The organism is Variovorax davisae (assembly GCF_030316845.1).
Taxonomy (GTDB): domain Bacteria; phylum Pseudomonadota; class Gammaproteobacteria; order Burkholderiales; family Burkholderiaceae_C; genus Variovorax; species Variovorax davisae.
In genome coordinates this window covers 15,596-39,211 of the sequence record NZ_JASZYS010000002.1, presented here as the reverse complement: position 1 = coordinate 39,211, position 23,616 = coordinate 15,596, and the positions used below count along the sequence as shown (strand labels likewise).

Annotated in this window: 23 protein-coding genes and 1 other RNA gene; 7 read left to right on the top strand and 17 right to left on the bottom strand. The window is 70.8% G+C overall.

The annotated features are described in order from the left end of the window. Positions 1 to 157: 157 nt before the first annotated feature. From QTI33_RS04475 to QTI33_RS04435, 9 genes are all read right to left on the bottom strand, one after another. Positions 158 to 1,204, bottom strand: coding sequence for a CobW family GTP-binding protein (locus QTI33_RS04475; protein ID WP_286504581.1), 1,047 nt, complete (start codon positions 1,202 to 1,204; stop codon positions 158 to 160). A gap of 80 nt (positions 1,205 to 1,284) precedes the next feature. Further along, positions 1,285 to 2,487 carry a class I SAM-dependent rRNA methyltransferase gene (locus QTI33_RS04470; RefSeq protein ID WP_286504580.1) on the bottom strand — a complete coding sequence of 401 codons (1,203 nt, stop codon included), beginning with the start codon at positions 2,485 to 2,487 and terminating at the stop codon, positions 1,285 to 1,287. Then, positions 2,484 to 3,515 carry a tyrosine recombinase XerC gene (locus tag QTI33_RS04465; protein ID WP_286504579.1) on the bottom strand — a complete coding sequence of 344 codons (1,032 nt, stop codon included), beginning with the start codon at positions 3,513 to 3,515 and terminating at the stop codon, positions 2,484 to 2,486. Before QTI33_RS04465 ends, QTI33_RS04470 begins: the two co-directional genes overlap by 4 nt. Then, positions 3,499 to 4,116 carry a YdcF family protein gene (locus tag QTI33_RS04460; RefSeq protein ID WP_286504578.1) on the bottom strand — a complete coding sequence of 206 codons (618 nt, stop codon included), beginning with the start codon at positions 4,114 to 4,116 and terminating at the stop codon, positions 3,499 to 3,501. Before QTI33_RS04460 ends, QTI33_RS04465 begins: the two co-directional genes overlap by 17 nt. Continuing rightward, entirely contained in the window at positions 4,113 to 4,802 is a 690-nt protein-coding gene (locus QTI33_RS04455; protein ID WP_286504577.1) for a DUF484 family protein, read from the bottom strand. Before QTI33_RS04455 ends, QTI33_RS04460 begins: the two co-directional genes overlap by 4 nt. Next, the gene (gene dapF, locus QTI33_RS04450; RefSeq protein ID WP_286504576.1) at positions 4,799 to 5,674 is read right to left on the bottom strand and encodes a diaminopimelate epimerase; all 876 of its coding nucleotides are present in this window, start codon (positions 5,672 to 5,674) and stop codon (positions 4,799 to 4,801) included. The genes QTI33_RS04455 and dapF overlap by 4 nt, the downstream gene beginning before the upstream one ends. Positions 5,675 to 5,717: 43 nt before the next feature. Further along, entirely contained in the window at positions 5,718 to 6,218 is a 501-nt protein-coding gene (locus QTI33_RS04445; RefSeq protein ID WP_286504575.1) for an ABC transporter ATP-binding protein, read from the bottom strand. A gap of 24 nt (positions 6,219 to 6,242) precedes the next feature. Then, on the bottom strand, positions 6,243 to 6,743 hold the full coding sequence (locus QTI33_RS04440) for a nucleoside deaminase (RefSeq protein ID WP_286504574.1): 501 nt from the start codon (positions 6,741 to 6,743) through the stop codon (positions 6,243 to 6,245). Positions 6,744 to 6,766: 23 nt separating this feature from the next. Further along, positions 6,767 to 7,963: an amidohydrolase family protein gene (locus tag QTI33_RS04435; RefSeq protein ID WP_286504573.1), complete on the bottom strand. Its 1,197-nt coding sequence runs from the start codon at positions 7,961 to 7,963 to the stop codon at positions 6,767 to 6,769. A gap of 163 nt (positions 7,964 to 8,126) precedes the next feature. On the opposite strand from QTI33_RS04435, the gene QTI33_RS04430 reads away from it, so the two are divergent. The 3 genes from QTI33_RS04430 (at position 8,127) to QTI33_RS04420 (ending at position 11,174) form a co-directional block, all read left to right on the top strand. Then, a complete protein-coding gene (locus QTI33_RS04430; protein ID WP_286504572.1) occupies positions 8,127 to 8,747 on the top strand; it encodes a sensor histidine kinase in 621 nt (206 codons plus the stop codon). A 125-nt stretch (positions 8,748 to 8,872) separates the two neighbouring features. Beyond that, on the top strand, positions 8,873 to 10,483 hold the full coding sequence (locus tag QTI33_RS04425) for an ATP-binding protein (protein ID WP_286504571.1): 1,611 nt from the start codon (positions 8,873 to 8,875) through the stop codon (positions 10,481 to 10,483). A gap of 10 nt (positions 10,484 to 10,493) precedes the next feature. Further along, entirely contained in the window at positions 10,494 to 11,174 is a 681-nt protein-coding gene (locus QTI33_RS04420) for a response regulator (protein ID WP_286504570.1), read from the top strand. A gap of 4 nt (positions 11,175 to 11,178) precedes the next feature. Here QTI33_RS04420 and QTI33_RS04415 read toward each other — a convergent pair whose 3' ends face one another. The 3 genes from QTI33_RS04415 to QTI33_RS04405 form a co-directional block, all read right to left on the bottom strand. After that, complete coding sequence (locus QTI33_RS04415) at positions 11,179 to 12,153, bottom strand: magnesium and cobalt transport protein CorA (RefSeq protein ID WP_286504569.1); 975 nt, start codon at positions 12,151 to 12,153, stop codon at positions 11,179 to 11,181. Positions 12,154 to 12,216: 63 nt separating this feature from the next. Continuing rightward, the gene (locus QTI33_RS04410; protein WP_286504568.1) at positions 12,217 to 12,996 is read right to left on the bottom strand and encodes a slipin family protein; all 780 of its coding nucleotides are present in this window, start codon (positions 12,994 to 12,996) and stop codon (positions 12,217 to 12,219) included. Positions 12,997 to 12,999: 3 nt separating this feature from the next. Further along, a complete protein-coding gene (locus tag QTI33_RS04405) occupies positions 13,000 to 14,322 on the bottom strand; it encodes an NfeD family protein (RefSeq protein ID WP_286504567.1) in 1,323 nt (440 codons plus the stop codon). Positions 14,323 to 14,428: 106 nt separating this feature from the next. Here QTI33_RS04405 and QTI33_RS04400 point away from each other — a divergent pair, with 106 nt between their 5' ends. Together QTI33_RS04400 and QTI33_RS04395 are read left to right on the top strand one after the other, a co-directional pair. After that, positions 14,429 to 16,114, top strand: coding sequence for an MBL fold metallo-hydrolase (locus QTI33_RS04400; RefSeq protein ID WP_286504566.1), 1,686 nt, complete (start codon positions 14,429 to 14,431; stop codon positions 16,112 to 16,114). Next, a complete protein-coding gene (locus QTI33_RS04395; protein ID WP_286504565.1) occupies positions 16,111 to 16,821 on the top strand; it encodes an RNA pseudouridine synthase in 711 nt (236 codons plus the stop codon). Before QTI33_RS04400 ends, QTI33_RS04395 begins: the two co-directional genes overlap by 4 nt. 27 nt (positions 16,822 to 16,848) lie before the next feature. Here QTI33_RS04395 and rnpB read toward each other — a convergent pair. Then, positions 16,849 to 17,185: RNase P RNA component class A (gene rnpB / locus QTI33_RS04390), an RNA gene on the bottom strand. Positions 17,186 to 17,254: 69 nt separating this feature from the next. On the opposite strand from rnpB, the gene cysK reads away from it, so the two are divergent. Together cysK and QTI33_RS04380 are read left to right on the top strand one after the other, a co-directional pair. Beyond that, complete coding sequence (cysK, locus tag QTI33_RS04385) at positions 17,255 to 18,175, top strand: cysteine synthase A (RefSeq protein WP_286504564.1); 921 nt, start codon at positions 17,255 to 17,257, stop codon at positions 18,173 to 18,175. A 74-nt stretch (positions 18,176 to 18,249) separates the two neighbouring features. Next, a complete protein-coding gene (locus QTI33_RS04380; RefSeq protein ID WP_286504563.1) occupies positions 18,250 to 19,911 on the top strand; it encodes an NAD(P)/FAD-dependent oxidoreductase in 1,662 nt (553 codons plus the stop codon). 53 nt (positions 19,912 to 19,964) lie between these two features. Here the strand turns inward: QTI33_RS04380 and htpX are convergent, their stop codons facing one another. From htpX to pyrC, 4 genes are all read right to left on the bottom strand, one after another. Further along, positions 19,965 to 20,840 carry a protease HtpX gene (gene htpX / locus QTI33_RS04375; protein ID WP_286504562.1) on the bottom strand — a complete coding sequence of 292 codons (876 nt, stop codon included), beginning with the start codon at positions 20,838 to 20,840 and terminating at the stop codon, positions 19,965 to 19,967. 152 nt (positions 20,841 to 20,992) lie between these two features. Further along, positions 20,993 to 21,763 carry a DUF3025 domain-containing protein gene (locus QTI33_RS04370; RefSeq protein WP_286504561.1) on the bottom strand — a complete coding sequence of 257 codons (771 nt, stop codon included), beginning with the start codon at positions 21,761 to 21,763 and terminating at the stop codon, positions 20,993 to 20,995. A gap of 7 nt (positions 21,764 to 21,770) precedes the next feature. Further along, entirely contained in the window at positions 21,771 to 22,562 is a 792-nt protein-coding gene (locus QTI33_RS04365) for an NYN domain-containing protein (protein ID WP_286504560.1), read from the bottom strand. Then, on the bottom strand, positions 22,559 to 23,599 hold the full coding sequence (gene pyrC, locus QTI33_RS04360; protein ID WP_286504559.1) for a dihydroorotase: 1,041 nt from the start codon (positions 23,597 to 23,599) through the stop codon (positions 22,559 to 22,561). The genes QTI33_RS04365 and pyrC overlap by 4 nt, the downstream gene beginning before the upstream one ends. Positions 23,600 to 23,616: the final 17 nt, after the last annotated feature.

The following is a 23,616-nucleotide window of genomic DNA, read 5'->3' as shown; positions in this document are numbered from 1 at the left end:
GGCTCGCCGATGGCGAACCCCGGGGTTATACCCCCGAATCCAGCCCCGAAACGCGCCCGACCCTATGCCGGAAGTCACACTTCGCCCAGAAGGACGTGTCTGGCTCCCGTAACAGGCGCGCGATTGTATAGAGAGAACCGTCCCGGGGGCGGTCAAATCAGACCAGACACTGGTCCAGACCCTGTTCCAGGATCTCGCGCGGCATGTCGATGCCGATGAACACCATGCGGCTGGTGCGCTTTTCGTCGGCGCCCCAGGCCGGCCCGAGGTCGCTGCCCATGAGCTGGTGCACGCCCTGGAAGATCACCTTGCGCTCGGTGCCCTGCATGTGCAGCACGCCCTTGTAGCGCAGCATCCGCGGGCCGTAGATGTTGACGATCGCGCCCAGGAAGTCCTCCAGCCGGGCCGGATCGAAGGCCCGGTCGGAGCGGTAGACGAAGCTCTTGACATCGTCGTCATGGTGGTGATGGTGGCCATGGCCTTCGTGCGCATGCGAGGGATGGTCGCAATGCTCGCCGTGGGCATGGTCGTGGTCGTGCGCCTCTTCTTCCTTGAGGAAGTCAGGGTCGATGTCCAGCTTGGCGTTGAGGTTGAAGCCGCGCAGGTCGAACACGTCCTTGATCGGCACTTCGCCGAAGTGCACCTTCTGCTGCGGCGCGCGCGGGTTCATGTGCTTGAGACGGTGGATCAGGGCCTCGGTTTCTTCCTCGGCGACCAGGTCGCTCTTGCTGATGAAGATCTGGTCGGCGAAGCCGACCTGGCGGCGCGCCTCCTGGCGGTCGTTGAGCTGCTGCGGGGCGTGCTTGGCATCGACCAGGGTCAGGATCGAGTCGAGCAGGTAGCTCTCGGCGATCTCGTCGTCCATGAAGAAGGTCTGCGCCACCGGGCCGGGATCGGCCAGGCCGGTGGTCTCGATCACCACCCGGTCGAAATCGAGCAGGCCCTTGCGCTTCTTGGCCGCCAGCAGCTGCAGCGCCTCGCGCAGGTCCTCGCGGATGGTGCAGCAGATGCAGCCGTTGCTCATCTGGACGATCTGCTCCTTCGACTCGGTGACCAGGATGTCGTTGTCGATGTTCTCCTCGCCGAACTCGTTTTCGATCACGGCGATCTTCTGGCCGTGGGCCTCGCTCAGGATGCGCTTGAGCAGGGTGGTCTTGCCGGAGCCGAGGAAGCCGGTGAGGATGGTGGCGGGAATGAGGGCCATGGGGATGCTCCGGGGGAGAAACGGGGGAAGGCGGGAAGTTTAGCGACGCCGCGGCAGCCGCGCCGCCGCAAGGGCAAAGCCTATTTGCGCACCACCACCAGGCCTTTCAAGTATTCGCCTTCGGGGAACTCGATGGTCATCGGATGGTCGGGCGCCGCGCCCAGGCGCTCGCTGATGTAGCCGTCGACCCCGGCGTCGATGCCGGCCGAGGCCACGATCTTGTGGAACAGGTCGGCGCCGATGCCGCCCGAGCACGAGAAGGTCAGCAGGTGGCCGCCCGGCGCCAGCAGCTTGAAGGCCTGCCGGTTGAGGTCCTTGTAGGCGCGCGCGGCGCGTTCGGCGTGGGCCACGGTGGGGGCGAACTTCGGCGGGTCGAGCACGATGGCATCGAACTGCCGCCCTTCCTCGACGAAGCGGCGCAGGCTGGCGTTGACGTCGGCATCGAGGAATTCGCAGGCAGCTTCGTCGAAGCCGTTCAGGGCCACGTGGGCCCGCGCGCGCTCCAGTGCCGGCAGCGAGGAATCGATCGAGACCAGCTCGGCACCCTCGACCGCGCCGGCCGCCTTCAGCCCGGCCAGGGCGGCGACCGTGAAGCCGCCGGTGTAGCAGAAGCAGTTCAGCACGCGGCGAAAGCGCCGCCGCGCGGCCAGCTCGGCGAAGCGCTGGCGGCTGTCGCGCTGGTCGAGGTAGAAGCCGGTCTTGTGGCCGGTCGCGATGTCCAGGCCCAGCTGCCAGTCGTGTTCGCGGATGCGCAGCTCGGTCGGGCCGCTGCCGCGCAGCCAGCCGGCCTGCGGCTTCAGGCCCTCGCGCTCGCGGCCGCTGGCATCGGAGCGCTCGTAGAGCTTGTCCAGGCCGGTGGCGGCGAGCAGCGCGTCGGCCAGCGGCGCCTTCCAGCGCTCGACGCCGGCCGACAGGAACTGCGCCACCAGCGTGTCGCCATAGCGGTCGACGATCAGGCCCGGCAGGCCGTCCGCCTCGCCGTGGACCAGCCGCACGCCGTCGCTCTGGAGTTCGAACAGCAGCCGGGCGCGGACCGCCTGCGCGACCCGGGCCGCCAGGAAGGCGGCATCGATGCGCTGTCCCTCGTCGAAGCTCCAGGCCCGGGCCCGGATCTTGGAATGCGGGCTGTAGGCGGCCCAGGCCAGGAAACGGCCGTCCTCGGCCTCGATGCGGACGGTTTCGCCGGCATCGCCGCCGCCCTTGGCGATCGCGGATTCGAACACCCAGGGGTGGCGGCGCAGCAGCGAGCGCTCCTTGCCGGGACGCAGACGCAGAAGCTTCATGAATGACCGTTCTTGTTGCCGCGGCGCGAGCCGCCGCCCGGCGGCGAGCCCTCGTCGCGCGCCTGGGCCCGGGGATGGGCGGCGTCGTAGGCCTTGGCCAGGTGCTGGAAATCCAGCCGCGTGTAGACCTGGGTGGTGGAGATGTTGGCGTGCCCCAGCAGCTCCTGCACCGCGCGCAGGTCGCTGCTGGATTGCAGCAGGTGGCTGGCGAAGGAGTGCCGCAGCATGTGCGGATGGACCGGCGCCGCCAGGCCGGCCTTGAGGCTGCGCCCGCGCAGCTGCTTCCAGACCGAATGGGCCGAGAAGCGGACGCCGTTGCGGCCGATGAACAGGGCCGCTGCGCTGCCGGGGTCGCGCAGCCGCGCCGCCTCGAGGGCCGCACAGCCGCCGCGCACGGCCAGCCAGGCGGCGAGCGCCTCGAGCGCCTTGCTGCCCACCGGCACCAGGCGGCGCTTGCTCCCCTTGCCCAGCACGTTGGCCTCGGCGGCATCGAGGTCGATCCAGCCCCGCGCCGTGGCGCTCGGCTGCACGTCCAGCCCAACCAGTTCGCCGACCCGCAGGCCGCAGCCATAGAGCAGCTCGACGATCGCGCGGTCGCGCGCCTCGTCCCAGGGGTCGGCCTCGGCGTCGTGCAGTTCGGCCAGCCGCACCGCCTCGTCGACCGCGAGCGCCTTGGGCAGCGGACGCGCCGCCTTCGGCGCATGGACGTCCTGGACCGGGTTGGCGCCGATCAGCCCCTCGTGGCCCAGCCAGCGGTAGAAGCTGCGCCAGCACGAGAGCACCAGCGCGATGCCGCGCGATTCGCGGCCGGCGCCGTGCAGCTGGGCCATCCAGCGGCGCACGTGGGCGGTCTGCACCTGCTCGAGCGCCAGGCCGGCGGCGGCGGCGTTGCGCGCCAGGGCCGCGAGATGGATGGCGTACAGCTCGACCGTGCGCGCCGCCAGCCGGCGCTCGACCCGCACGTGCTCGAGGTACTTCTCGATCGAAGCCGGCATCGCGGCCGGCGCCGCTTCAGTGGAGATAGCCATTGATCGCATTGTTCACGATCGCGAAAGGCTCGCGCAACGCACCCTTGAAGGCCATGCCCCAGGTCTGCCAACAGCTGCTCGGCGCGGCGGCGAACTGGACCTCGAACTGGCGGTCGAAACCGCTGGCATGCGCCAGCCGCTGCGCCCGCCAGAGGTGATAGGGCTCGGTGACGATGACCACGCTGTGGATGCCCGCGGCCTGCAGCACGGCACGCGACAGCGCCAGGTTCTCGCGCGTCGACTGCGAGCCGCCCTCGAGCAGCGCGCTGCCGGCATAGCCTGCGCTGCGCGCATGCCGCGCCATCGCTTCCGCCTCGATGCGGCCGTCTTCGTGATCGACGCCGCCCGAGAACACCAGTTGGCGGACCGCCCCGGCCTTGGCAAGGGCGACGCCGGCGTCGACCCGGCCGGTCATGCAGGGGTTGGGCCGGCCGTCCTTGAAGGCGCGGTTGCCGAGCACCAGGGCCGCATCGGCCGGACGTGGCGGCGGCTCGGCCAGGCGGGCGAGCGCGTTGCGCCACACCATCAGGTGGATCGCTGCATAGCTGGCCAGCAGGATCGCCAGCGCGCTCCAGGCGGCGCGCCGCAGGGTCCGGGTCAAGGCCGCAGCCGCGACAGGGCACCCGAGGCGAGCTCGGCGATGCGCTCCAGGAAGTCGGTGCCCATCTCGGGATTGAAGCGCTGGGCGTCCGGCGAGGCCAGCACCAGCAGGCCGAAGGCCGGGGCCTCGGGCTCGGGCCGCAGCGGGATCAGGGCGATCGACACCGCGGCCTGCGGCTCGGCCAGCCAGCCGGCCGCCTCGAAGCCGGAATTCAAGCCGCAATAGGGGGCGGTCAGCGAGGTGGCGAGCGCCTTGACGTCGTCGCTGACCCACTGGGCGTAGGCCTCGTCCAAATACGCGCCGTCGCAATCCCAGACCTTGATGGCGGTCTGCGGCACCAGGAACAGCGACTGCAGCTGGCCGGCGATCTGCGCCGGCAGCCCGCGCGGGTCGCGCGTGGTCAGCAGGCCGCGGGTCCAGCGCTGCAGGCGGTCGGCCGTGACCACGTTCTCGGTGCCGTGGCGCACCATGTCCATGACGCGGTGCTCGAGCGCCTTGATCTTCTCGCGCAGCATCTCGGCCTGGCGCTCCTGCAGGCTGACGGCACGGTTGCCGTGCGGGCTGGTCAGCTGGACCTGGCCGAGCAGCTGGGCATGGCGCTCGAAGAAATCGGGCGTGTTGGCCAGATAGTTGGCAATGTCGTCTTCGGTGATCGGGTTCATGGCGTTGGTGTTGGATTGGTTCATGACGGGTCCGGCACCTCGATGTCGCCCTCGAACACCGTGACCGCGGGGCCGGTCATCAGCACCGGGGCGCCCTCGCCGGCCCATTCGATGGTGAGCAGTCCGCCGCGGGTCTGGACGTCGACCCTCGTGTCGAGCAGGCCGAGCCGGATGCCCGCGACCACCGCCGCGCAGGCACCGGTGCCGCAGGCCAGCGTCTCGCCGGCGCCGCGCTCGAAGACCCGCAGCCGCACCTGGGCGCGGTCGACCACCTGCATGAAGCCGGCGTTGACGCGTTGCGGGAATCGCGGGTGGTGCTCGATCAGCGGGCCCTGCGCCGCGACCGGCGCGGTGTCGACGTCGGCGACGATCTGCACCGCGTGGGGGTTGCCCATCGAGAGCACGGCGACGGCCACGATCGCGCTGCCGGCATGGGTGTCGAGCGCCAGGTGCCAGGTGTGCCAGCCGCCCTCGGGCTGCGGGTCGAGCCCGGCGGGGTCGAAGGGCACGCGGGCCAGCTCGAACACCGGGGCGCCCATGTCGACCGTCACCCGGTCGTCGGCCTCCAGGCGCGGCTCGATCACGCCCGACAGCGTCTGCACCCGCACCGCGTCCTTGGCCGTCAGTTGGCGCTCGCGCACGAAGCGCATGAAGCAGCGCGCGCCGTTGCCGCATTGCTCGACCTCGCCGCCGTCGGCGTTGTGGATCACGTACTGGAAATCGACACCCGGCGCCGGCGACGGCCGCACCGAAAGGATCTGGTCGGCGCCGACACCGAAATGGCGGTCGGCCAGGAAGCGGTACTGCGCGGCATCGAGGCCGAGCGTGCCGCGGGTTTCGTCCAGCACGACGAAGTCGTTGCCGGCGCCCTGCATCTTGGTGAAGCGGATTCGCATCCCGGGATTATCGGCTGACCATCCCGCCGGCCCGGGGCGGACTTCAGAACTTGCGGTTGTAGGTGAAGATCAGGCCGGCGGTGCCGAGGGTCCCGATCTGCACGGCATCCGCCTTCGTGATCTTGTAGCCGATCGCGGGGATGATGCCGAGGCCGAAGCCGTCGTGATTGAACGGCACCTTGTCCTTGTACTCGCCCACGTAGCCGTAGATGATGCCGCCCGACAGCTTGAAGTAGAGCGAGGGGTTGCCGAACAGGTTGTCCCAGCGATAACCGTAGTAGGCATACGCGGACGCCTGGCCGAAAGAATTCTGGAACGCCGACAGGCCCCATATCCAGCCATCGGGCTGGTTGCGCTCGAGGCCCAGCAGGTACACGTGCGTGTGCTCGTCCTCATTGCTGAAATGGATCGCGAAAGGGCCGACGACCACCTCCCACCACGGTTTGCTGAATGAATCCTGAACATCCGTCGGCTGGCCGAAGGCCGTCTGCGATGCCAGGGAAATCAATGCCATGCCGAGGAGCGAACCGGTCCGGAATTTCATGTGGGCCGGATTCTGCCCGGAAGATCATCGAAATTCCACCTTTCGTGCTACAGCCCAATCTGAAAGCACCTGTATCGCATCGTCCGCCATGCGCTGCTCGGCCGGCGGCTGGCGTCGCTCCAGCGGCGCGCCGGCCTCGGCGCGCAGCGCCTCGACGTCGATCGGGTGGCGGGCCGCCGCCGGCACGCCCTCGAAGGCCGCGCCCGATTGCGCGAGCGAAGCGGCGTAGTAGAGCTGGCCGATGCCGGCGATCCGCATCGCCGCGACGCACAGGGCGCAGGGCTCGCACGAGGTGTAGAGCTCGCAGCCGCCGAGGTCGACGGTCTGCAGCTTGCGGCAGGCGTCGCGGATGGCCTCGATCTCGCCGTGCGAGGTCGGGTCGAAATGCGCCACCGAATGGTTGAAGCCCTCGCCGACGACCACGCCGTCCTTCACCACCAGCGCCGCGAACGGCTCGGTGCCGGGCGTCTGCAGGGCCTGGGCCGACAGCGCGATGGCGCGCTTCATGAATTGTTCCTGGTACATGGTGGCTGCTCCGTGGCGGGATGTCAGATCAGGCTGCCGTGGCGCGCGGCGATCCGGCCGCCGGCGACGACCAGGCGGCGCGGCGGTCGCGCCACGATGGCCTCGGCCACGCTCTGCGCATCGACCAGCACCAGGTCGGCCCGGTCGCCCGGTGCCAGGCCATAGGCCTCGAAGCCGCAGCCGCGCGCTCCGGCGTGGGTGACGCAGTCGAGCGCGACATCGAGTTCGTCGTCGCGGCGCAGGTTGTAGCGCAGGCCGATCAGCATCGCGCGCTCGAGCATGTCGGGGTTGCCGTAGGGCGACCAGGTGTCGCGGATCCCGTCGTTGCCGCCCAGCACCGTGAGCCCGGCCTGGCGGCAGGCCAGCAGGGGCGGCACGCTGCGCGACGGCGGCGCGCTGGTGATCAGCACCAGGCCGAGCTGCGCCATGCGCGCGATCAGGGGGTCGCGCTCGGGTGGCGGCAGGTCGCCGAGGCAGAAGCCGTGGCTGATCGCCACCTTGCCCTGCATGCCGAGCGCGGCCGTGCGGTCCATGATCAGGCCGAGCGAGAAGGCGCCCATCGCCCCTGGCTCGTGCAGGTGGATGTCGAGGCCGCAGCCGCGCCGCTCGGCGATGCCGAAGAGCGTGTCGAGCGAGCGCACGGGGTCGCCGTCGATCGCGCAGGGATCGAGCCCGCCGAGCAGGTCGGCGCCCTCGCCCATCGCCTGCTCGAGCAGGGCCGCGGTGCCGGGCCGCTGCAGCAGGCCCGACTGCGGGAAGGCCACGATCTGGATCTGCTGCAGGCCCTGCATCGCCTCGCGCGTGCGCGCCACACCCTCGAGATGGCGCAGCCCGGCCTGGGTGTCGATGTCGACATGGGTGCGCAGGCGGGTCGTGCCGCGGGCCAGGAAGGCCCGCGCCAGCGCCAGCGACTGGCCCGCCGCATCGTGGCCACTGGCCTGGCGGAAGGCGCGCTCGTTGTCGATCTTGTCGACCAGCCGGGCGCCGACTTCGTTGCGGTACCAGGGCATGCCCCAGAGGGTCTTGTCGAGATGGGTGTGGCCCTCGACCAGGCCGGGCAGCAGCAAGGCGCCGCCGCCGTCCTCGATGGCGACCGGTCCTTGCGGCGCCGCCTGGGCGCTGCCGATCGCCGCGATCCGGCCGTCGCGCAGCAGCAGGTCGACCGGCGCCCGGCCCAGCGGGCGAACGTTGCGAATCAGGAGGGCATCGGGCAGGGACATGGAGCGCTTCGGTGGCCGGGAGTGCGAAGCCTCGATGGTAAGCACCTCAGCCTGCCCGTCGAATGGGGAGACATCTTGAAGGCCCGGCGCGCTGGCCGGATGCTGTTGCGTCGAAGCCGCAGCCAGGGACTAATGCGCGGCATTGCCACTGACTTTCATTCCGATGAATCCGATTCCCGCCTGCATCGCCCTCCTCTTCGCGCTGCTGCTCTGCGTGCCCTGGCGCCTGCTGAGGCCGCGCAGCGCCAGCGCCGCCCCGCCGGCCATCGCGCAGCGCGCCCAGGTGCCCGGCCCGCGCAGCCACACCGACATCCGCCAGCTGCTGCACCAGATGTCGGAGTCGCTGCGCGGCCGGCTGCAGGCCGCGGGCATGGCGCTCGAACTGAGGCTGCCGGGCGACCCGCTGCCGGTGGTGCTCGACCGCTCCGGCATGCAGGAGGTGCTGGCCCGCATCGTCGAGTTGGCCTGTCGCGCGATGCACGCCGGCAGCACGCTGCAGGTGCTCGGGCGCATCGACGGCGTGCACGCGGTCGTCAACTTCATCGATGCCGCGCCCGGGCTCGACGAGCCGCGGCTCGCACGCTGCTTCGACGCTGTCGCCGCGCGCAGTCCCCGCTGGCGCAGCGACGTCGACGCGATCGCCAGCGTCGCGCTCTGCGAGCAGATCGTCAGCGAGCACCGCGGCCGGATCTACGCGGCGCCGTCGCCGCTGGGCAGCCTCGGCATCACGTTGCGGCTGCCGCTGGAGCGGGCATCGGCCGAGGCGGCACGCCTGCGGGCCTGAGCGCCACCCACGATTTCTCCCAGATCGCGGTGCACAGTCGCCGCACGGCCGCCGCCAGCAGCACGATCTCGTTCGCGACCTGGCGAGAATCCGCCGCGAGAATGTGTCTCGCCCCCTCGCCCACCATGCCCCGCCTGACGCTCTTCCGAAAGATATTCCTCGCGCTCGCCGTGCTGCTGCTGGCCCTGCTGCTGATCTTCGCCGGCTTCTCGCGGCTCGGCCTGCAGCGCGGACTCGGCCCCTACGTGGCGGAGGTGGAGCTGCGGCGGATGGACTGGTTCGCCGAGATCCTCAAGAAGCAGTACCTGGCCGCGGGCAACTGGAGTGCCTTGCGCGACGACGAGGACGCCTGGTTCCGCCTGCAGATGGAGCCGTTCCGGCCCCAGGGACCGCCCAGCAGCAAGATGCCGCCCCTGGGTCCGGAACGCGACCGCATGCGCCCCGTTCCGCCATGGCCGCCGTCGGACTTCCGGCCGCCGCCGTGGCAGGGCGACCCGCCCTTCAACCACGCGGACGGGCCGCGGCCGATGCAGTCGCCGGAGCTGCTGCCGCCGCGGCTGTCGCTGCCGCTGCCGCCACCGGGTGCGATGCGGGACCCGCGCAACCGCCCCGATTCGGTCTACCGCCGGCTGGGCCTGGTCGACGCCAGCGACCACTGGATCGCCGGTGCCCGGGTCGACCCGGCCACCGCCGCCCGGCTGCCGCTGCGCAACGGCGACCACGTCATCGCGGTGCTGCTGCTGGCGCCCCTGGAAGGCCTCGAGACCGAGGCCGACCGCGCCTTCGTGGCCCGGCAGTCGAGCTTCGTCATCTGGACCGGCATCGCCGGCTTCGCGATCGCCCTGCTGCTGGCGTGGCTGCTGGCGCGGCGCTGGTTCGCCCCGATCGCGGCGCTGACGCAGGGGGCCGAGCAGATCGCGCAAGGCCGGCTGGACGCCCGCGTGCCGGTGCGCGGACAGGACGAGCTGGCCCTGCTCGGGCGCACCTTCAACGACATGGCCGAGCGCCTCGACGGCATCGAAGCCTCGCGCCGGGCCTGGCTGGCCGACGTGGCGCACGAGCTGCGCACGCCGCTGGCCGCGATGCGCGCCGAGATCGAGGCGCTGCAGGACGGCGTGCGCAGCTTCGACGACAAGACGGCGCTGCGCCTGCACCGGCAGGTGATGCGGCTCGGCCAGCTGGTCGACGACTTGCGCAGCAGCATGGTCGAGCGCACCGACGCGCCGCCGCCGAAGGTCGCCGTCGACCCGCTGGCCTTGCTCGACGAGGCCCTGGCCTCGACCCGCGAGCGCTTCGCACAGCGCGGCATCGTCGTCGACGCCGCCGAGCTCGCGCAGCTGTCGGCGCAGCGGCGGCCCCTGCTGCAAGGCGATCCGCGGCGCCTGCACCTGGTCTTCATGAACCTGCTGGAAAACACGCTGTCCTATACCGACACCGGCGGGCGCCTGCGCATCGGCGCGCGGATCGAGGCCGGTGCCGGCAGCGAGCGGCTGGTGCTGCGATTCGACGACAGCCTGCCCGGCGTCACGGCCGCGGAGCTGCCGCGGCTGTTCGAGCGGCTGTTCCGCGGCGAGGGCTCGCGCAACCGGGCCCTGGGCGGCTCCGGGCTCGGGCTGGCGATCTGCCGCGTCACGGTCGAGGCGCACGGCGGCAGCATCGAGGCGGCGCCGTCGCCGCTGGGCGGGCTGCGCATCGTGTTGACCCTGCCCTTGACCGCCCCGGAACCGAACCCTTGAGGAACATCCCATGAAACGCATCCTGGTCGTCGAGGACGAGGACGACATCGCGTCGGTGCTGGTCGACTACCTGCAGCACGCCGGCTACCAGGCCGAGCGCGCCAGCGATGGCGAGCAGGCCCTGGCGCGGATGCTGCAATCACCGCCCGACCTCACGCTGCTCGACATCATGCTGCCGCGGCTGGACGGCATCGAGGTGCTGCGCCGGGCGCGGCTGCGCACCGCCAGCCCGGTCATCATGATCACCGCCCGCATCGAGGAGGTCGACCGCCTGCTCGGCCTGGAGCTCGGCGCCGACGACTACATCTGCAAGCCCTTCTCGCCACGCGAAGTCGTGGCGCGGGTGCGCGCCGTGCTGCGCCGCAGCGCGACGGACGACACGACGCCGCCAGCGCTGGCCCGCCTGCTGCTCGACGACACGCACTGGCGCGCCAGCCTCGACGGCGTCGCGCTCAACCTGACGCGGCTGGAATTCCGCCTGCTGCAGGCGCTGTCGCGCCAGCCGGGGCGCATCTTCTCGCGTGCGCAGCTGCTCGACCTGGCCTACGACGACACGGCCGACGTCACCGAGCGCGCGGTCGACAGCCACGTCAAGAACCTGCGCCGCAAGCTGGCCGCCGCGGCGCCGGGGGACGACTGGATCCGCTCGGTCTACGGGGTCGGCTTCGCGTTCGAGGACGCGCGCGCCTGAGCGCTCACACCCAGCCCGCGCGTCGGAAGCGGTAGTAGAGGTAGCCCGATATCGCGGCGATCAGCAGCAGGGCCGCCGGGTAGCCGAAGCGCCATTGCAGTTCGGGCATGTGCTGGAAATTCATGCCCCAGATGCCCGCGAACGCGGTGCAGACCGCGAAGATCGCCGCCCAGGCGGCCAGCCGCTTGGTGACCTCGCCATCCTCGATCGTGACCATCGACAGGTTGACGCTGATCGCCGTGCCGATGGTGTCGCGGCTGGCATCGACCGAGGCGTTGATGCGGCCCAGGTGGTCGACCACGTCGCGGAAATACTCCTGCGAGCCGGCGCAGATCTGCGGCACGCGGCCGCCGTGCAGCTTGCCGACGCCTTCGAGCAGCGGCGCGACCGCGTGCTTGAGCACCGTGAGCCGCCGCTTCAATGCGTAGAGCCGCTGGATGCTCTCGCGCGCCGAGCCCTTGGTGAAGATCCGCATCTCGATCGTCTCGAGCTCGACCTCGAGCGCGTCGATCACCGGGAAGTAGCGGTCGACCACCGCGTCCATCAGCGCATACAGCACGAAGCCGGGCCCTTGGCGCAGCAGTTCGGGCTCGCGCTCGCAGCGCTGGCGGACCTCGACGAAGCCGTGTTCGCTGCGGTTGCGCACCGAGACCACGTAGTTGCGGCCGACGAAGACGTCGACCTCGCCGACGCCGAGCTCGCCCTTGTCGAGCCCGCCCGGCTCCAGCAAATGCAGCACCGCGAACAGCGAATCGGCGTATTCCTCGACCTTCGGCCGCTGGTGGCCGTGCTGGGCATCCTCGACCGCCAGCGGGTGCAGGCCGAACTCGCCCTGCAGCTCGGCCAGTTCGGCGGCGGTGGCGTCGTGCAACGCCACCCAGACGAAGCAGCCGGGCAGCGTCAGGTAGTTGCGGATCTCGGAAACCGGAATGTCGGCGAGCTTGGAACCGTCTTCGTAGACGACGCAGTTGATGAGCATGGGAAGGGCCTGGACGAAGGAGACGAATGATCTTGCCACGCCCCGCGCGGCTGCGAGACCGGCTCAGGCGCGCGGCGGCCGCTCGTCCAGCCGCTGCAGCAGCGTGCCGATGAGATCGATCGGCAGCGGGAACACGATGGTCGAGTTCTTGTCGGCGCCGATCACCGTGAGCGTCTCCAGGTAGCGCAGCTGCAGCGCCTGCGGATGCCGGCCCAGGATCTCGGCCGCCTCGGCCAGCTTGACCGAGGCCTGCAGCTCGCCCTCGGCATGGATCACCTTGGCGCGCCGCTCGCGCTCCGCCTCGGCCTGGCGGGCGATCGCGCGCACCATGTTGTCGTTGAGGTCCACATGCTTGATCTCGACGTTGGTCACCTTGATGCCCCAGAGGTCGGTCTGGGACGCGAGGATCTTCTGGATGTCGAGGTTGAGCCGCTCGCGCTCGGCCAGAAGGTCGTCGAGCTCGTGCTTGCCGAGCACCGCGCGCAGGGTGGTCTGGGCCAGCTGGCTGGTGGCCTCGAAGTACTTCTCGACCTGGATCACCGCCTTCTCGGGATCGACGACGCGGAAGTAGAGCACCGCATTGACCTTGACCGACACGTTGTCGCGCGTGATCACGTCCTGGCTCGGCACGTCGAGCACCATCACGCGCAGGCCCACCCGCACCATCTGCTGCAGGCCGGGGACCAGGATCACCAGCCCCGGCCCCTTGACCTTCCAGAAGCGGCCGAGCTGGAACACCACGCCGCGCTCGTACTCGCGCAGGATGCGCAGCGAGGCCGCGGCGAGCATGGCCAGCAACAGGACGAACAGCGCCAGCAGCACCATGTTGAAGTTGAAGAACATGTCTCAAGCCCGCGCGGGGCCCTCCGGGTTGTCCTCCGCCACCTGCAGGGCCAGCCCCTGCACGCGCATCACGCGGATGCGGCGGCCGGCGCGCAGGCCCTCTGCGCCGCGCACCTTCCAGTAGTCGCCCTGGATCTGGGCCCAGCCCTCGCCGTCGGCGAATTCGACCAGTTCGCCGGTGGCGCCGACCAGCGTCGCGACCCCGAGCACCGGTGGCCGCCGCCGGCTCTTCGCGGCGGCACCGGCCACCACCACGATGAAGCCGGCCGAGACCACGGCCAACGCGCCGACCAGCCACAGCGGGACGCCGAAGCCCGGCGCGTCGTTGTCGATCAGCAGCACGGCGCCGATCGAGAAGGCGGCGATGCCGCCGACCCCGAGGGCGCCGAAGGTCGGCAGGAAGGCCTCGGCGATCAGGAAGGCCACGCCGAGGAAGATCAACCCCAGCCCGGCGTAGTTGACCGGCAGCATCTGCAGCCCGAACAGCGCCAGCAGCAGGCTGATCGCCCCGACCACGCCCGGCAGCACGAAGCCCGGGTTCGAGAACTCGAACAGCAGGCCATAGATGCCCAGCATCATCAGCACCAGCGCCAGGCTGGGCTCGGTGATCACCGACAGCACCCGGCTGCGCCAGTCGGCCTCGAACACCAGCACCTGGGCCTGCCGCGTCGACAGCCGAACAGCCCCCTGCGCCGTGCGCACCTCGCGGCCGTCGACCTGGCGCAGCAGGTCGGCCACATCCTGCGCGATCAGCGTGACGACGTTCTTCTGCAGTGCCTCGGCGGCCGACAGGCTGGCCGACTCGCGCACCGCCAGCTCGCCCCAGTCGGCGTTGCGCCCGCGCAGCTGCGCCAGGCTGCGCAGGTAGGCCGAGGCGTCGGCCAGCCGCTTGGCGGTCATCGCGTCCGGCGCGGACGGTGTCGGCGCGCCGATCGCCACCGGCGTCGCGGCGCCGAGGTTGCTGGCTGGCGCCATCGCGGCGATGTGGCTGGCGTAGAGGATGTAGGTGCCGGCACTGGCGGCGCGGGCGCCGTCCGGCGCCACGAAGCTCGCCACCGGGACCGGCGAGGCCAGGATGTCCTTGACGATGTCGCGCATCGAGGCGTCGAGGCCGCCGGGCGTGTCGAGCTGGATGACGGCGAGCCGGGCCTGTTCGCGGACCGCCAGCCGCAGGCCGCGGCGCACGTGGTCGACCGCGGCCGGGCCGATGGCGCCGTCGAGTTCCATCAGGACGACGGTGCCCGGTGAAGCGGGCGCGGAGGCGGCGGCAGGCACGGCTTGGGCGCCGGCCGCTCCCATCGCATGGGCGAGGAGGACCAGTCCCATCAGCCATGTGGTGGCGGACCGCATCCGATGATTCTAGGCACCGCCGCCGACCCTGTCACACGGGCGCCGTCGCACGCGGCGCCCGATCTCCCGATAATCGCGAGCCATGGTACGCCCCACCCAATATCTCCATCCCCAGCGCGAGCCGGCGCCGGTTCGCGCCGCCGCGACCGTGCTGCTGCTGCGCGACACGGCCGACGGCATCGAAGTGCTGATGACCCGGCGCTCCGCCAGCGCCAGCTTCGCGCCCGGCGCCTACGTGTTCCCCGGCGGGCGCATCGACGAGGGCGACACCACCGCCCGCGCCATCGCGACGCGCCGCCGCACCCAGAGCCGGGTGCAGCTCACCCAGGCCATCGCCGCCATCCGCGAGAGCTTCGAGGAACTGGGCGTGCTGCTGGCCCATCACCCCGACGGCCGGGCCGTCAGCGCCGAGGAAGTCGCCGCCATGGACCGCGGCACCGCCAGCACCACGGTGGCCTTCGCCGACCAGTGCGTGGCGCGCGGCCTGCTGCTGTCGACCGACAAGGTGTTCACCTTCGCCCACTGGATCACCGACCGCGACCTGCCCAAGCGCTTCGACGTCCCCTTCCTGGTGGCGCGCATGCCCGAGGGCCAGACCCCGACCGCCGACGAGACCGAGCAGTTCGAACCGTGCTGGGTGCGGCCGGCCGACGCGCTGGCGCGCCATGCGGCCGGCAGCTTCTTCATGATCTTCCCGACCGTGCGCACGCTCGAGCGCATGGTCGCCTACCCGACGGTCGACGCGGTGCTCGACGCCTGCGCCAACCGCGCCGGCGGCGAAGGCCCGATCTGGACCAGCTGCCCGCGCGCGGGCTGGCTGGCCGGCCAGGAAGCCCGCTACATGGAGACCGAGTCGGCCTTCGGCGAACTGGCGCTGGTCAGCCCCGACGGCCAGATCGTCCACACGCTGGACTGGCAGAGCACGCAGGCGGTGCCGCTCTTGAAGAACGTGCAGCGCCTGACCGCGCCGAATCCGAGCGCCATGACCGGCCCCGGCACCAACAGCTATATCGTGGGCGACGCCGACAGCGGCTACATCGTGATCGATCCCGGTCCGAACGACTTCGACCACATCGGCCGGCTGTGGCGCGCGACCCAGGGCGACATCCGGATGATCGTCTGCACCCACTCGCACGCCGACCATTCGCCCGGCGCCCTGCCGCTGCAGAAGCTGTGCAAGAGCCACCCCCCGATCCTCGGCCTGGCCTCGGCGCCGACCGCCCGCGCCACCGCCCGCTTCACGCCCGACCGGGTGCTGCAGGACGGCGAGCGCCTGGTCCTGACCACGCCGGCCATCAGCGACAGCGGCGAGACCCGGGTGCCGCTGCACACGCTGCGCGTGGTCCACACGCCGGGCCACGCGGCCAACCACCTGTGCCTGGTGCTGGAGGAAGACGGGCTGCTGTTCTCGGGCGACCACATCCTCAACGGCAGCACCACCGTGGTCGATCCACCGGACGGCAACATGAACGCCTACCTCGACTCGCTCGACAAGCTCGACGCCGCCTGCGCCGCCGGCGGGGTCGGCTTCATCCTGCCGGCCCACGGCTACGTGCTGGGCGAGGCCCGCGCCGCCATCGCCCACCTGAAGGCGCACCGCCTGAAGCGCGAGGCCAAGATCGCCGCCGCGATGCGCCAGCTGCCCGAGGGCACGCCCGAGCAGTGGCTGCCGCTGGCCTACGACGACGTGCCCGAGCGCATGTGGCCGGTGGCCGCGCGCTCCCTGGCGGCGCATGTCGAGCGCATCCGGCAGCTGGCCCAGCCATGAAGGACGCCGACGACGAAGGGATCCGGCTCGCCAAGCGGGTCGCGGCGCTGGCCGGCTGCTCGCGGCGCGAGGCCGAACTGCTGATCGAGAACGGCGCGGTGCGCGTCGACGGCCAGCCGGCGCTGGTGCCGCAGGCCCGGGTGCATGCGCACCAGCAGGTCGAGATCGAGTCCGGCGCCCGGCCCGAGCCGGTGGTGCCGGTCACCCTGCTGCTGCACAAGCCCGCCGGCATGGCGACCGAGACCGCGCACCGGCTGCTGGTGGCGGCCAACCACCACGAACCCGAACGCGCCGGCCTGCGCTTCCTGCCGCGCCACGTGGCGGCGCAGCGCTGCATGACGCCGCTGGAGACCGGCGCCAGCGGGCTGGTGGTCTTCACGCAGGAGTTCCGGGTCGAGCGCAAGCTGCAGGAAGACGCCGGCATCATGGAGCACGAGGTGATGGTCGATGTCGCCGGCCCGGTCGGCCCCGAGACGCTGGCCCGGCTGGAGCGCTCGCCGGCACGCGTCAGCATCGGCCAGCAGGCCGAAGGCCACACCGGGCTGCGCTTCGCGCTGAAGGGCGCGCGCCCGGGGCAGATCGCCCATATCTGCGACGACGCCGGACTGCAGATCCTGGCGATGAAGCGCATCCGCATCGGGCGGGTGCCGCTGTCGGGGCTTTTGCCCAGCCAGTGGCGCTATCTGACGCCCAGCGAACGCTTCTGAGCGGTGCGGCCGTCAAACGGAAATAAATTGTGGAGCACGCCTGTAAGCCGGATTCTGTGCACTGAAGGCTCTTGCGAGCTTCCAGCGTGACCGCCATTACTCTGGGCCGTTTGTCGCCAAACGGCTCGATGCCACCTACCCGCCAGCTCTGCGGAACCACATCGACGCTGGCCTACTTGGTGTTGCTGCGCGCAGAGATTGCCCGTTTCACCCGCCCGGGGTTGCCCCCGGCCGACTCGTCTCTGTTGCTCTGATCCTCACCTCGCGGTGGAGAGCGGTTAGCTCCTGCGCTGTCCTGTGCAGTCCGGACGTTCCTCCAGTGCGCTCTTTCGAGACTTGCACCAGCGGCGGTCCGGCGTGCTCCACCCGTGGATTATCGCCACAATGGCGCTCCCCCTTTTTCTGAGCTGGGGCCCGGCCCCAAGGAGACCGAATGAAAGCCGACACCATCCTGCAAACCATCGGCAACACGCCGCATGTCCGCATCCAGCGCCTTTTCGGCCACGCGACGCAGCAAGTCTGGATCAAGTGCGAACGCGCCAACCCGGGCGGCTCGATCAAGGACCGCATCGCGCTGTCGATGGTCGAGGACGCCGAGCGTTCGGGCGCGCTGAAGCCCGGCGGCACCATCGTCGAGCCGACCTCCGGCAACACCGGCATCGGCCTCGCCATGGTGGCGGCGGTCAAGGGCTACAAGCTGGTCCTGGTGATGCCCGACAGCATGTCGGTCGAGCGGCGGCGGCTGATGCTGGCCTACGGCGCCAGCTTCGACCTGACGCCGCGCGAGAAGGGCATGAAGGGCTCGATCGCCCGCGCCGAGGAGATCGTCGCCGGCACCCCGGGGGCCTGGATGCCGCAGCAGTTCAACAACCCGGCCAACATCGAAGTCCACGCGCGCACCACGGCCGAGGAGATCGCGGCCGACTTCCCCGAAGGCATCGACGTGCTGATCACCGGCGTCGGCACCGGCGGCCACATCACGGGCTGCGCCCGGGTGCTCAAGAAGAAGTGGCCGAAGCTGCAGGTGTTCGCGGTCGAGCCGGTGGCCTCCCCGGTGATTTCCGGCGGCCAGCCCTCGCCACACCCGATCCAGGGCATCGGCGCCGGCTTCATTCCGAAGAACCTCGACACCGCCCTGCTCGACGGCGTGCTGCAGGTCGACGCCGAGCCGGCGCGCGAGATGGCGCGCCGCTGCGCGCGCGAGGAAGGCATGCTGGTCGGCATCTCGTCGGGGGCCACCCTGGCCGCGATCGCGCAGAAGCTGCCGTCGCTGCCGGCCGATGCCGTGGTGCTGGGCTTCAACTACGACACCGGCGAGCGCTACCTGTCGGTGGATGGGTTCTTGCCTGCGTGAGACCTTGCTGCACCGTGCCCCGGGCCGGCATGGCGATAATCGGCACCCCTGCTTGATAAACACAAGCCCACGACATGCTGAGAATCTCCGAAATCAAGCTCCCCCTCGCCCACGACGGGGCGGCATTGCCCCAGGCCATCGCCTCCACGCTCGGCATCGCCGTCGAAGCCATGGCCGGCCACACGGTCTTCAAGCGCAGCTTCGACGCCCGCAAGGCCGAGTTGCTGCAGGTTTACATCGTCGACGTGGCGATCGCCGACCCGGCGCTCGAAGACCTGCTGCTGGCGAAATTCGCGGAGAACCCGCGCATCGGCGCCACTCCCGACATGTCCTGGCGGGCCCCGGTCCAGGCGCCGGCCGCGCTGCCGCTGCGCCCGGTGGTGGTCGGCTTCGGCCCCTGCGGCATCTTTGCCGCGCTGATGCTGGCCCGGATGGGCTTCCGGCCGATCGTGCTGGAACGCGGCAAGACCGTGCGCCAGCGCACCCGCGACACCTGGGGCCTGTGGCGCAAGAGCGTGCTGAACCCGGAGTCGAACGTGCAGTTCGGCGAAGGCGGCGCCGGCACCTTCTCCGACGGCAAGCTCTACAGCCAGATCAAGGACCCGCGCTTCCTCGGCCGCAAGGTGATGGAGGAGTTCGTCCAAGCCGGCGCGCCGCCCGAGATCCTCTACGTGGCGCACCCGCACATCGGCACCTTCAAGCTGGTCAAGGTGGTCGAGAACATGCGCGAGCAGATCGTCCAGCTGGGCGGCGAGATCCGCTTCGAGCAGCGCGTGACCGACGTGCTGCTCGAGGACGGCCCGGACGGCGGCAAGACGCTGCGCGGCCTGGTCGTGCGCGACCAGCAGACCGGCCAGGCCGAAGAGCTGCGCGCCGACCACGTCGTGCTGGCGCTCGGCCACAGTTCGCGCGACAGCTTCGAGATGCTGCACGCGCGCGGCGTCCACATCGAGGCCAAGCCGTTCTCGATCGGCTTCCGGGTCGAGCATCCGCAGGGCCTGATCGACCGCGCCCGCTGGGGCCGCCATGCCGGCCATCCGCTGCTCGGCGCCGCCGACTACAAGCTGGTGCACCACGCGAGCAACGGCCGCTCGGTCTACAGCTTCTGCATGTGCCCGGGCGGCACCGTGGTGGCGGCCACCAGCGAGCCGGGCCGGGTCGTGACCAACGGCATGAGCCAGTACTCGCGCAACGAGCGCAACGCCAACGCGGGCATCGTGGTGGGCATCGATCCGCGCGACTTTCCGGGCTGGGAGGAAGGCCGCACCGGCTCGGCGCTGGCCGGCATCGAACTGCAGCGCACGCTGGAGTCGAACGCCTTCGTGCTCGGCGGCGGCGACTACCGCGCGCCGGGCCAGCTGGTGGGCGACTTCATCGCCGGCAGGCCGTCCACCGCACTCGGCAGCGTGCTGCCCTCGTACAAGCCGGGCGTCACGCCCGGCGACCTGCACGCCGCGCTGCCGGCCTACGCGATCGAGGCCATGCGCGAGGCGTTTCCGGCCTTCGGCCGCAAGATCAAGGGCTTCGACCTGCACGACGCCGTGCTGACCGGGGTCGAGACCCGCACCTCGTCGCCGATCCGCATGACGCGCGGCGAGGACTTCCAGAGCCTCAACGTGCGCGGCCTGTACCCGGCCGGCGAAGGCGCCAGCTATGCGGGCGGGATTCTTTCGGCAGGGGTCGACGGCATCAAGGTGGCCGAGGCCGTGGCGCGCAGCGTCGTCCCGCGCGCCTGAGCGACCCAAGAAAAAGGCCGCCCGAAGGCGGCCTGGTCGCGCATGCGGGCGCTTCAGCCCGCCGAGTTCTGAAGCGCCGCGATGCGCTGCTCGATCGGCGGGTGGGTGGCGAACAGGCTGCCCAGCTTGCCCGTGATGCCCATGGCCTCGACCGTCTTCGGCAGCTCGCCGGGCGTGAGGCCGCCGAGCCGGGCCAGCGCGTTCACCATCGGCTGCTTGCGGCCCATGAGCTGGGCGGCGCCGGCGTCGGCACGGTATTCGCGCTGGCGCGAGAACCAGGCCACCACGATGGCGGCGGCAAAGCCGAGCACGATGTCGAGCACGATCGTGGTCACGAAGTAGCCGATGCCCGGGCCCGACGAGCGCTCGTCGTTGCGGCGCAGGAAGCTGTCGACCGCATAGCCGATCACGCGCGACAGGAACACGACGAAGGTGTTCATCACGCCCTGGATCAGGGTCATCGTGACCATGTCGCCGTTGGCGACGTGCGCCACTTCGTGGCCGATCACGGCCTCGACCTCTTCGCGCGTCATGTTCTGCAGCAGGCCGGTCGACACCGCCACCAGCGACGAGTTCTTGAAGGCGCCGGTGGCGAAGGCGTTCGGGTCGCCCTCGAAGATGCCGACCTCGGGCATGCCGATGCCGGCCTTGTCGGCGAAGTTGCGCACGGTCTGCACGATCCAGGCCTCGTCGGGCGTCTGCGGGTCGTTGATGATCCGCACGCCGGCCGACCACTTGGCCATCGGCTTGCTGATCAGGAGCGAGATGATCGCGCCGCCGAAACCCATGATCAGGGCGAAGCCGAGCAGCGCCCCGAGGTTGAGCCCGTTGGCCGTGAGGAAGCGGTTGACGCCCAGCAGGCTGGCCACCACGCCCAGGACCGCGACCACCATGACGTTGGTCAGGACGAAAAGAAGGATGCGTTTCAAGTTGGATTCTCCGTGGGAAAACAGGCGTTGTCCGCCTCTGGACATGAGGGTTGCGGCCCGGCTTGCAAGGGTTTGGACGCCATCATAGGAGCAACCATGGGAAGCAAGATTAAGTCCCGGAGCGCCGCCAGCGCACCGAATACCAACTGGAATCAGAAGGAATTCCCGGGCCCGGCGCGCGGTCGCCTGAACACGAACGGGTCGTCGTAGAAGCCCGGCGCCTCGTTGGCCGCCCACCAGCCCGGCACGCCCAGCACCGGCAGCGGCACGAAGGGCTTGGTGGCGAGCCAGGCCGGATCGAGCGCCGCCGCGATCCGGCCGTCGTCCGGGCCGAGCGACGGGCTGGCGCCCGGCGCCACCAGCACATGGGCCGTGGCCGCCTTGCGCGGCGCGGCCAGCTTCTCGAGCAGCGCGTGGCCGAAAACCTGCAGCCGGGCCTCGCGCCACAGCGCCCGCCGGGTGACGAAGAGCCGGTGCCAGTCGCGCGCGTGCAGCGCCTCCCACAGGGCGGGCGGGGCGTCGAGCAGCGCGCCGTTCTCGTCGAACAAGGTCAGCGCATCGCGCAGCGGCCCGCGCGTGGCACCGATGCCGGCGCGGGCGATCTGCGCCGCCTGCAGTTCGTTCAGGCGCCGCTTGGCGCGCGGGAAGCGCAGCCACACCAGGCCGTTGAAGAGATCGTGCAGGTTGTCGCGCGTCGGCACGCCGGCGGTGCGGAAGATGAAGGCCTCGTAGGCTTCGGCGCCCGCACTGTCGCCCGCCACGAAACGCAGCGGCCCGGCCGCCAGGTCGATGGGCGAGGGCTCGCCGGCCAGCGCCTCGGCCACGCCGGCGCCGGACGCGGTTCTGGCCGCCACCCGCTGCGCACCCGGCGCGAAGGGTGCCAGCCAGGGCGCTGCGGCGTCGACGGCCAGGCCGGCAGCCATCGCCGGCTCAGGCCGGCATCGGGCCGATGTACTGCACCTTGTTGGGCGTCTTCTCGGGCGTCAGCAGGAACAGTTCGGGGTATTTCTTGAACAGCTTGGGCGAGCTCGCGCTCTTGCCCAGCAGCTTGGCGGCGCGCAGCCGCTCGGCCGCGACATTGAGCTCGACCTTGTTGCCCATGCCGAGCTCGGCCACCGCGTCCAGGATGTGCAGCACGTCGTCGGGCAGCACCGGCGCGCGCGGCGCCGGCACGGGCGCTTCGGCCTTGGCGCGGCGCGGCGCGCGCGTGGCGCGCTTGGCGGCCGGCTTGGGCTCGGGCGCGGCCTTGGCGGCCGGCCTGGCCGCAGGGCGCGCCGCGGCCGCCTTCGACGACGCCGGATGGTGCTGCAGGTCGATGAAGCTGTCGTAGATCGCGACGGTCTCCTCGCCGGTCTTGCCCTGTTGCCCGATGCCGCAGACGCGGCAGCCCTTTTCGCGCAGCCGGATCACCAGCGGGGCGAAATCGGAATCCGAGGACACCAGCACCACCAGGTCCGGCCGCTCGGCGATGACCAGGTCGATGGCGTCGACCGCCAGCGCGATGTCGGTGCTGTTCTTGCCGGCCGACAGGTTGACCATCGGCCGCATCGACAGCCGCTTGAAGAGCGCCTGCTGCTTGAGCGCGGTCTCTGCATTGCAGTAGGCACGCCGCACGTGCACCGCGCCGTGCTCGGCCAGGGTGCGTTCGACCGCCTGCTCGATCACGTCGGCCGACACGTTGTCGGCGTCGACCAGCAGCATGACCCGCGCAGCGCCTTTCACGCCAGCCTCCAGGCCACGGTTTCGCCGCCGCGCAGGGGCTTCAGCGTGGCATCGCCGTAGGGCACGGTCTCGGGCACGGTCCAGCTTTCGCGCCGCAAGGTCACGCGGTCGGTGTTGCGCGGCAGGCCGTAGAAGTCGGGGCCATGGAAGCTGGCGAAGCCTTCGAGCTTGTCGAGCGCGCCGGCGTTGTCGAAGGCCTCGGCGTAGAGCTCGATCGCGGTCAGCGCGGTGTAGCAGCCGGCGCAGCCCAGCGCGTGCTCCTTGAGCGCGGCCGGATGCGGCGCGCTGTCGGTGCCCAGGAAGAAGCGGTCGCTGCCGCTGGTGGCGGCCTCGACCAGCGCGACGCGGTGCGTCTCGCGCTTGAGCACCGGCAGGCAGTAGTAGTGCGGCCGGATGCCGCCGGTGAAGATCGCATTGCGGTTGTAGAGCAGGTGGTGGGCCGTGATGGTGGCGGCGGTGAAGCGATTCGCGTCGCGCACGTAGTGGGCGCCTTCCTGCGTGGTCAGGTGCTCGAACACCACCTTGAGCTCCGGGAAGTCACGCCTGAGCGGGATCATCACGCGGTCGATGAACACCGCCTCGCGGTCGAACAGGTCGACCGCCGGGTCGGTCACCTCGCCGTGCACCAGCAGCAGCAGGCCGTGCTTCTGCATCGCTTCGAGCGTGGCGTAGGTCTTCTGGATGTCGGTCACGCCGGCATCGCTGTTGGTGGTGGCGCCCGCGGGGTAGAGCTTCAGGGCGCGAACGCCGGCCGCGGCGGCGCGCTCGATCTCGTCGGGCGGCAGCTTGTCGGTCAGGTAGAGCGACATCACGGGCTGGAACGCCGAGCCGGTGGGCAGCGCCTCGAGGATGCGGGCGCGGTAGTCGAGCGCCTGCTGCGCGGTGGTCACGGGCGGACGCAGGTTGGGCATGATCAGCGCGCGGCCGAACTGCTGCGCCGAATGCGGCAGCACGGCCTGGAGCGCGGCGCCGTCGCGCACATGCAGGTGCCAGTCGTCGGGGCGGGTGATCGTGAGGGTGTCTGCGGGGGTGGTCATGGGACGGATTGTCCCAT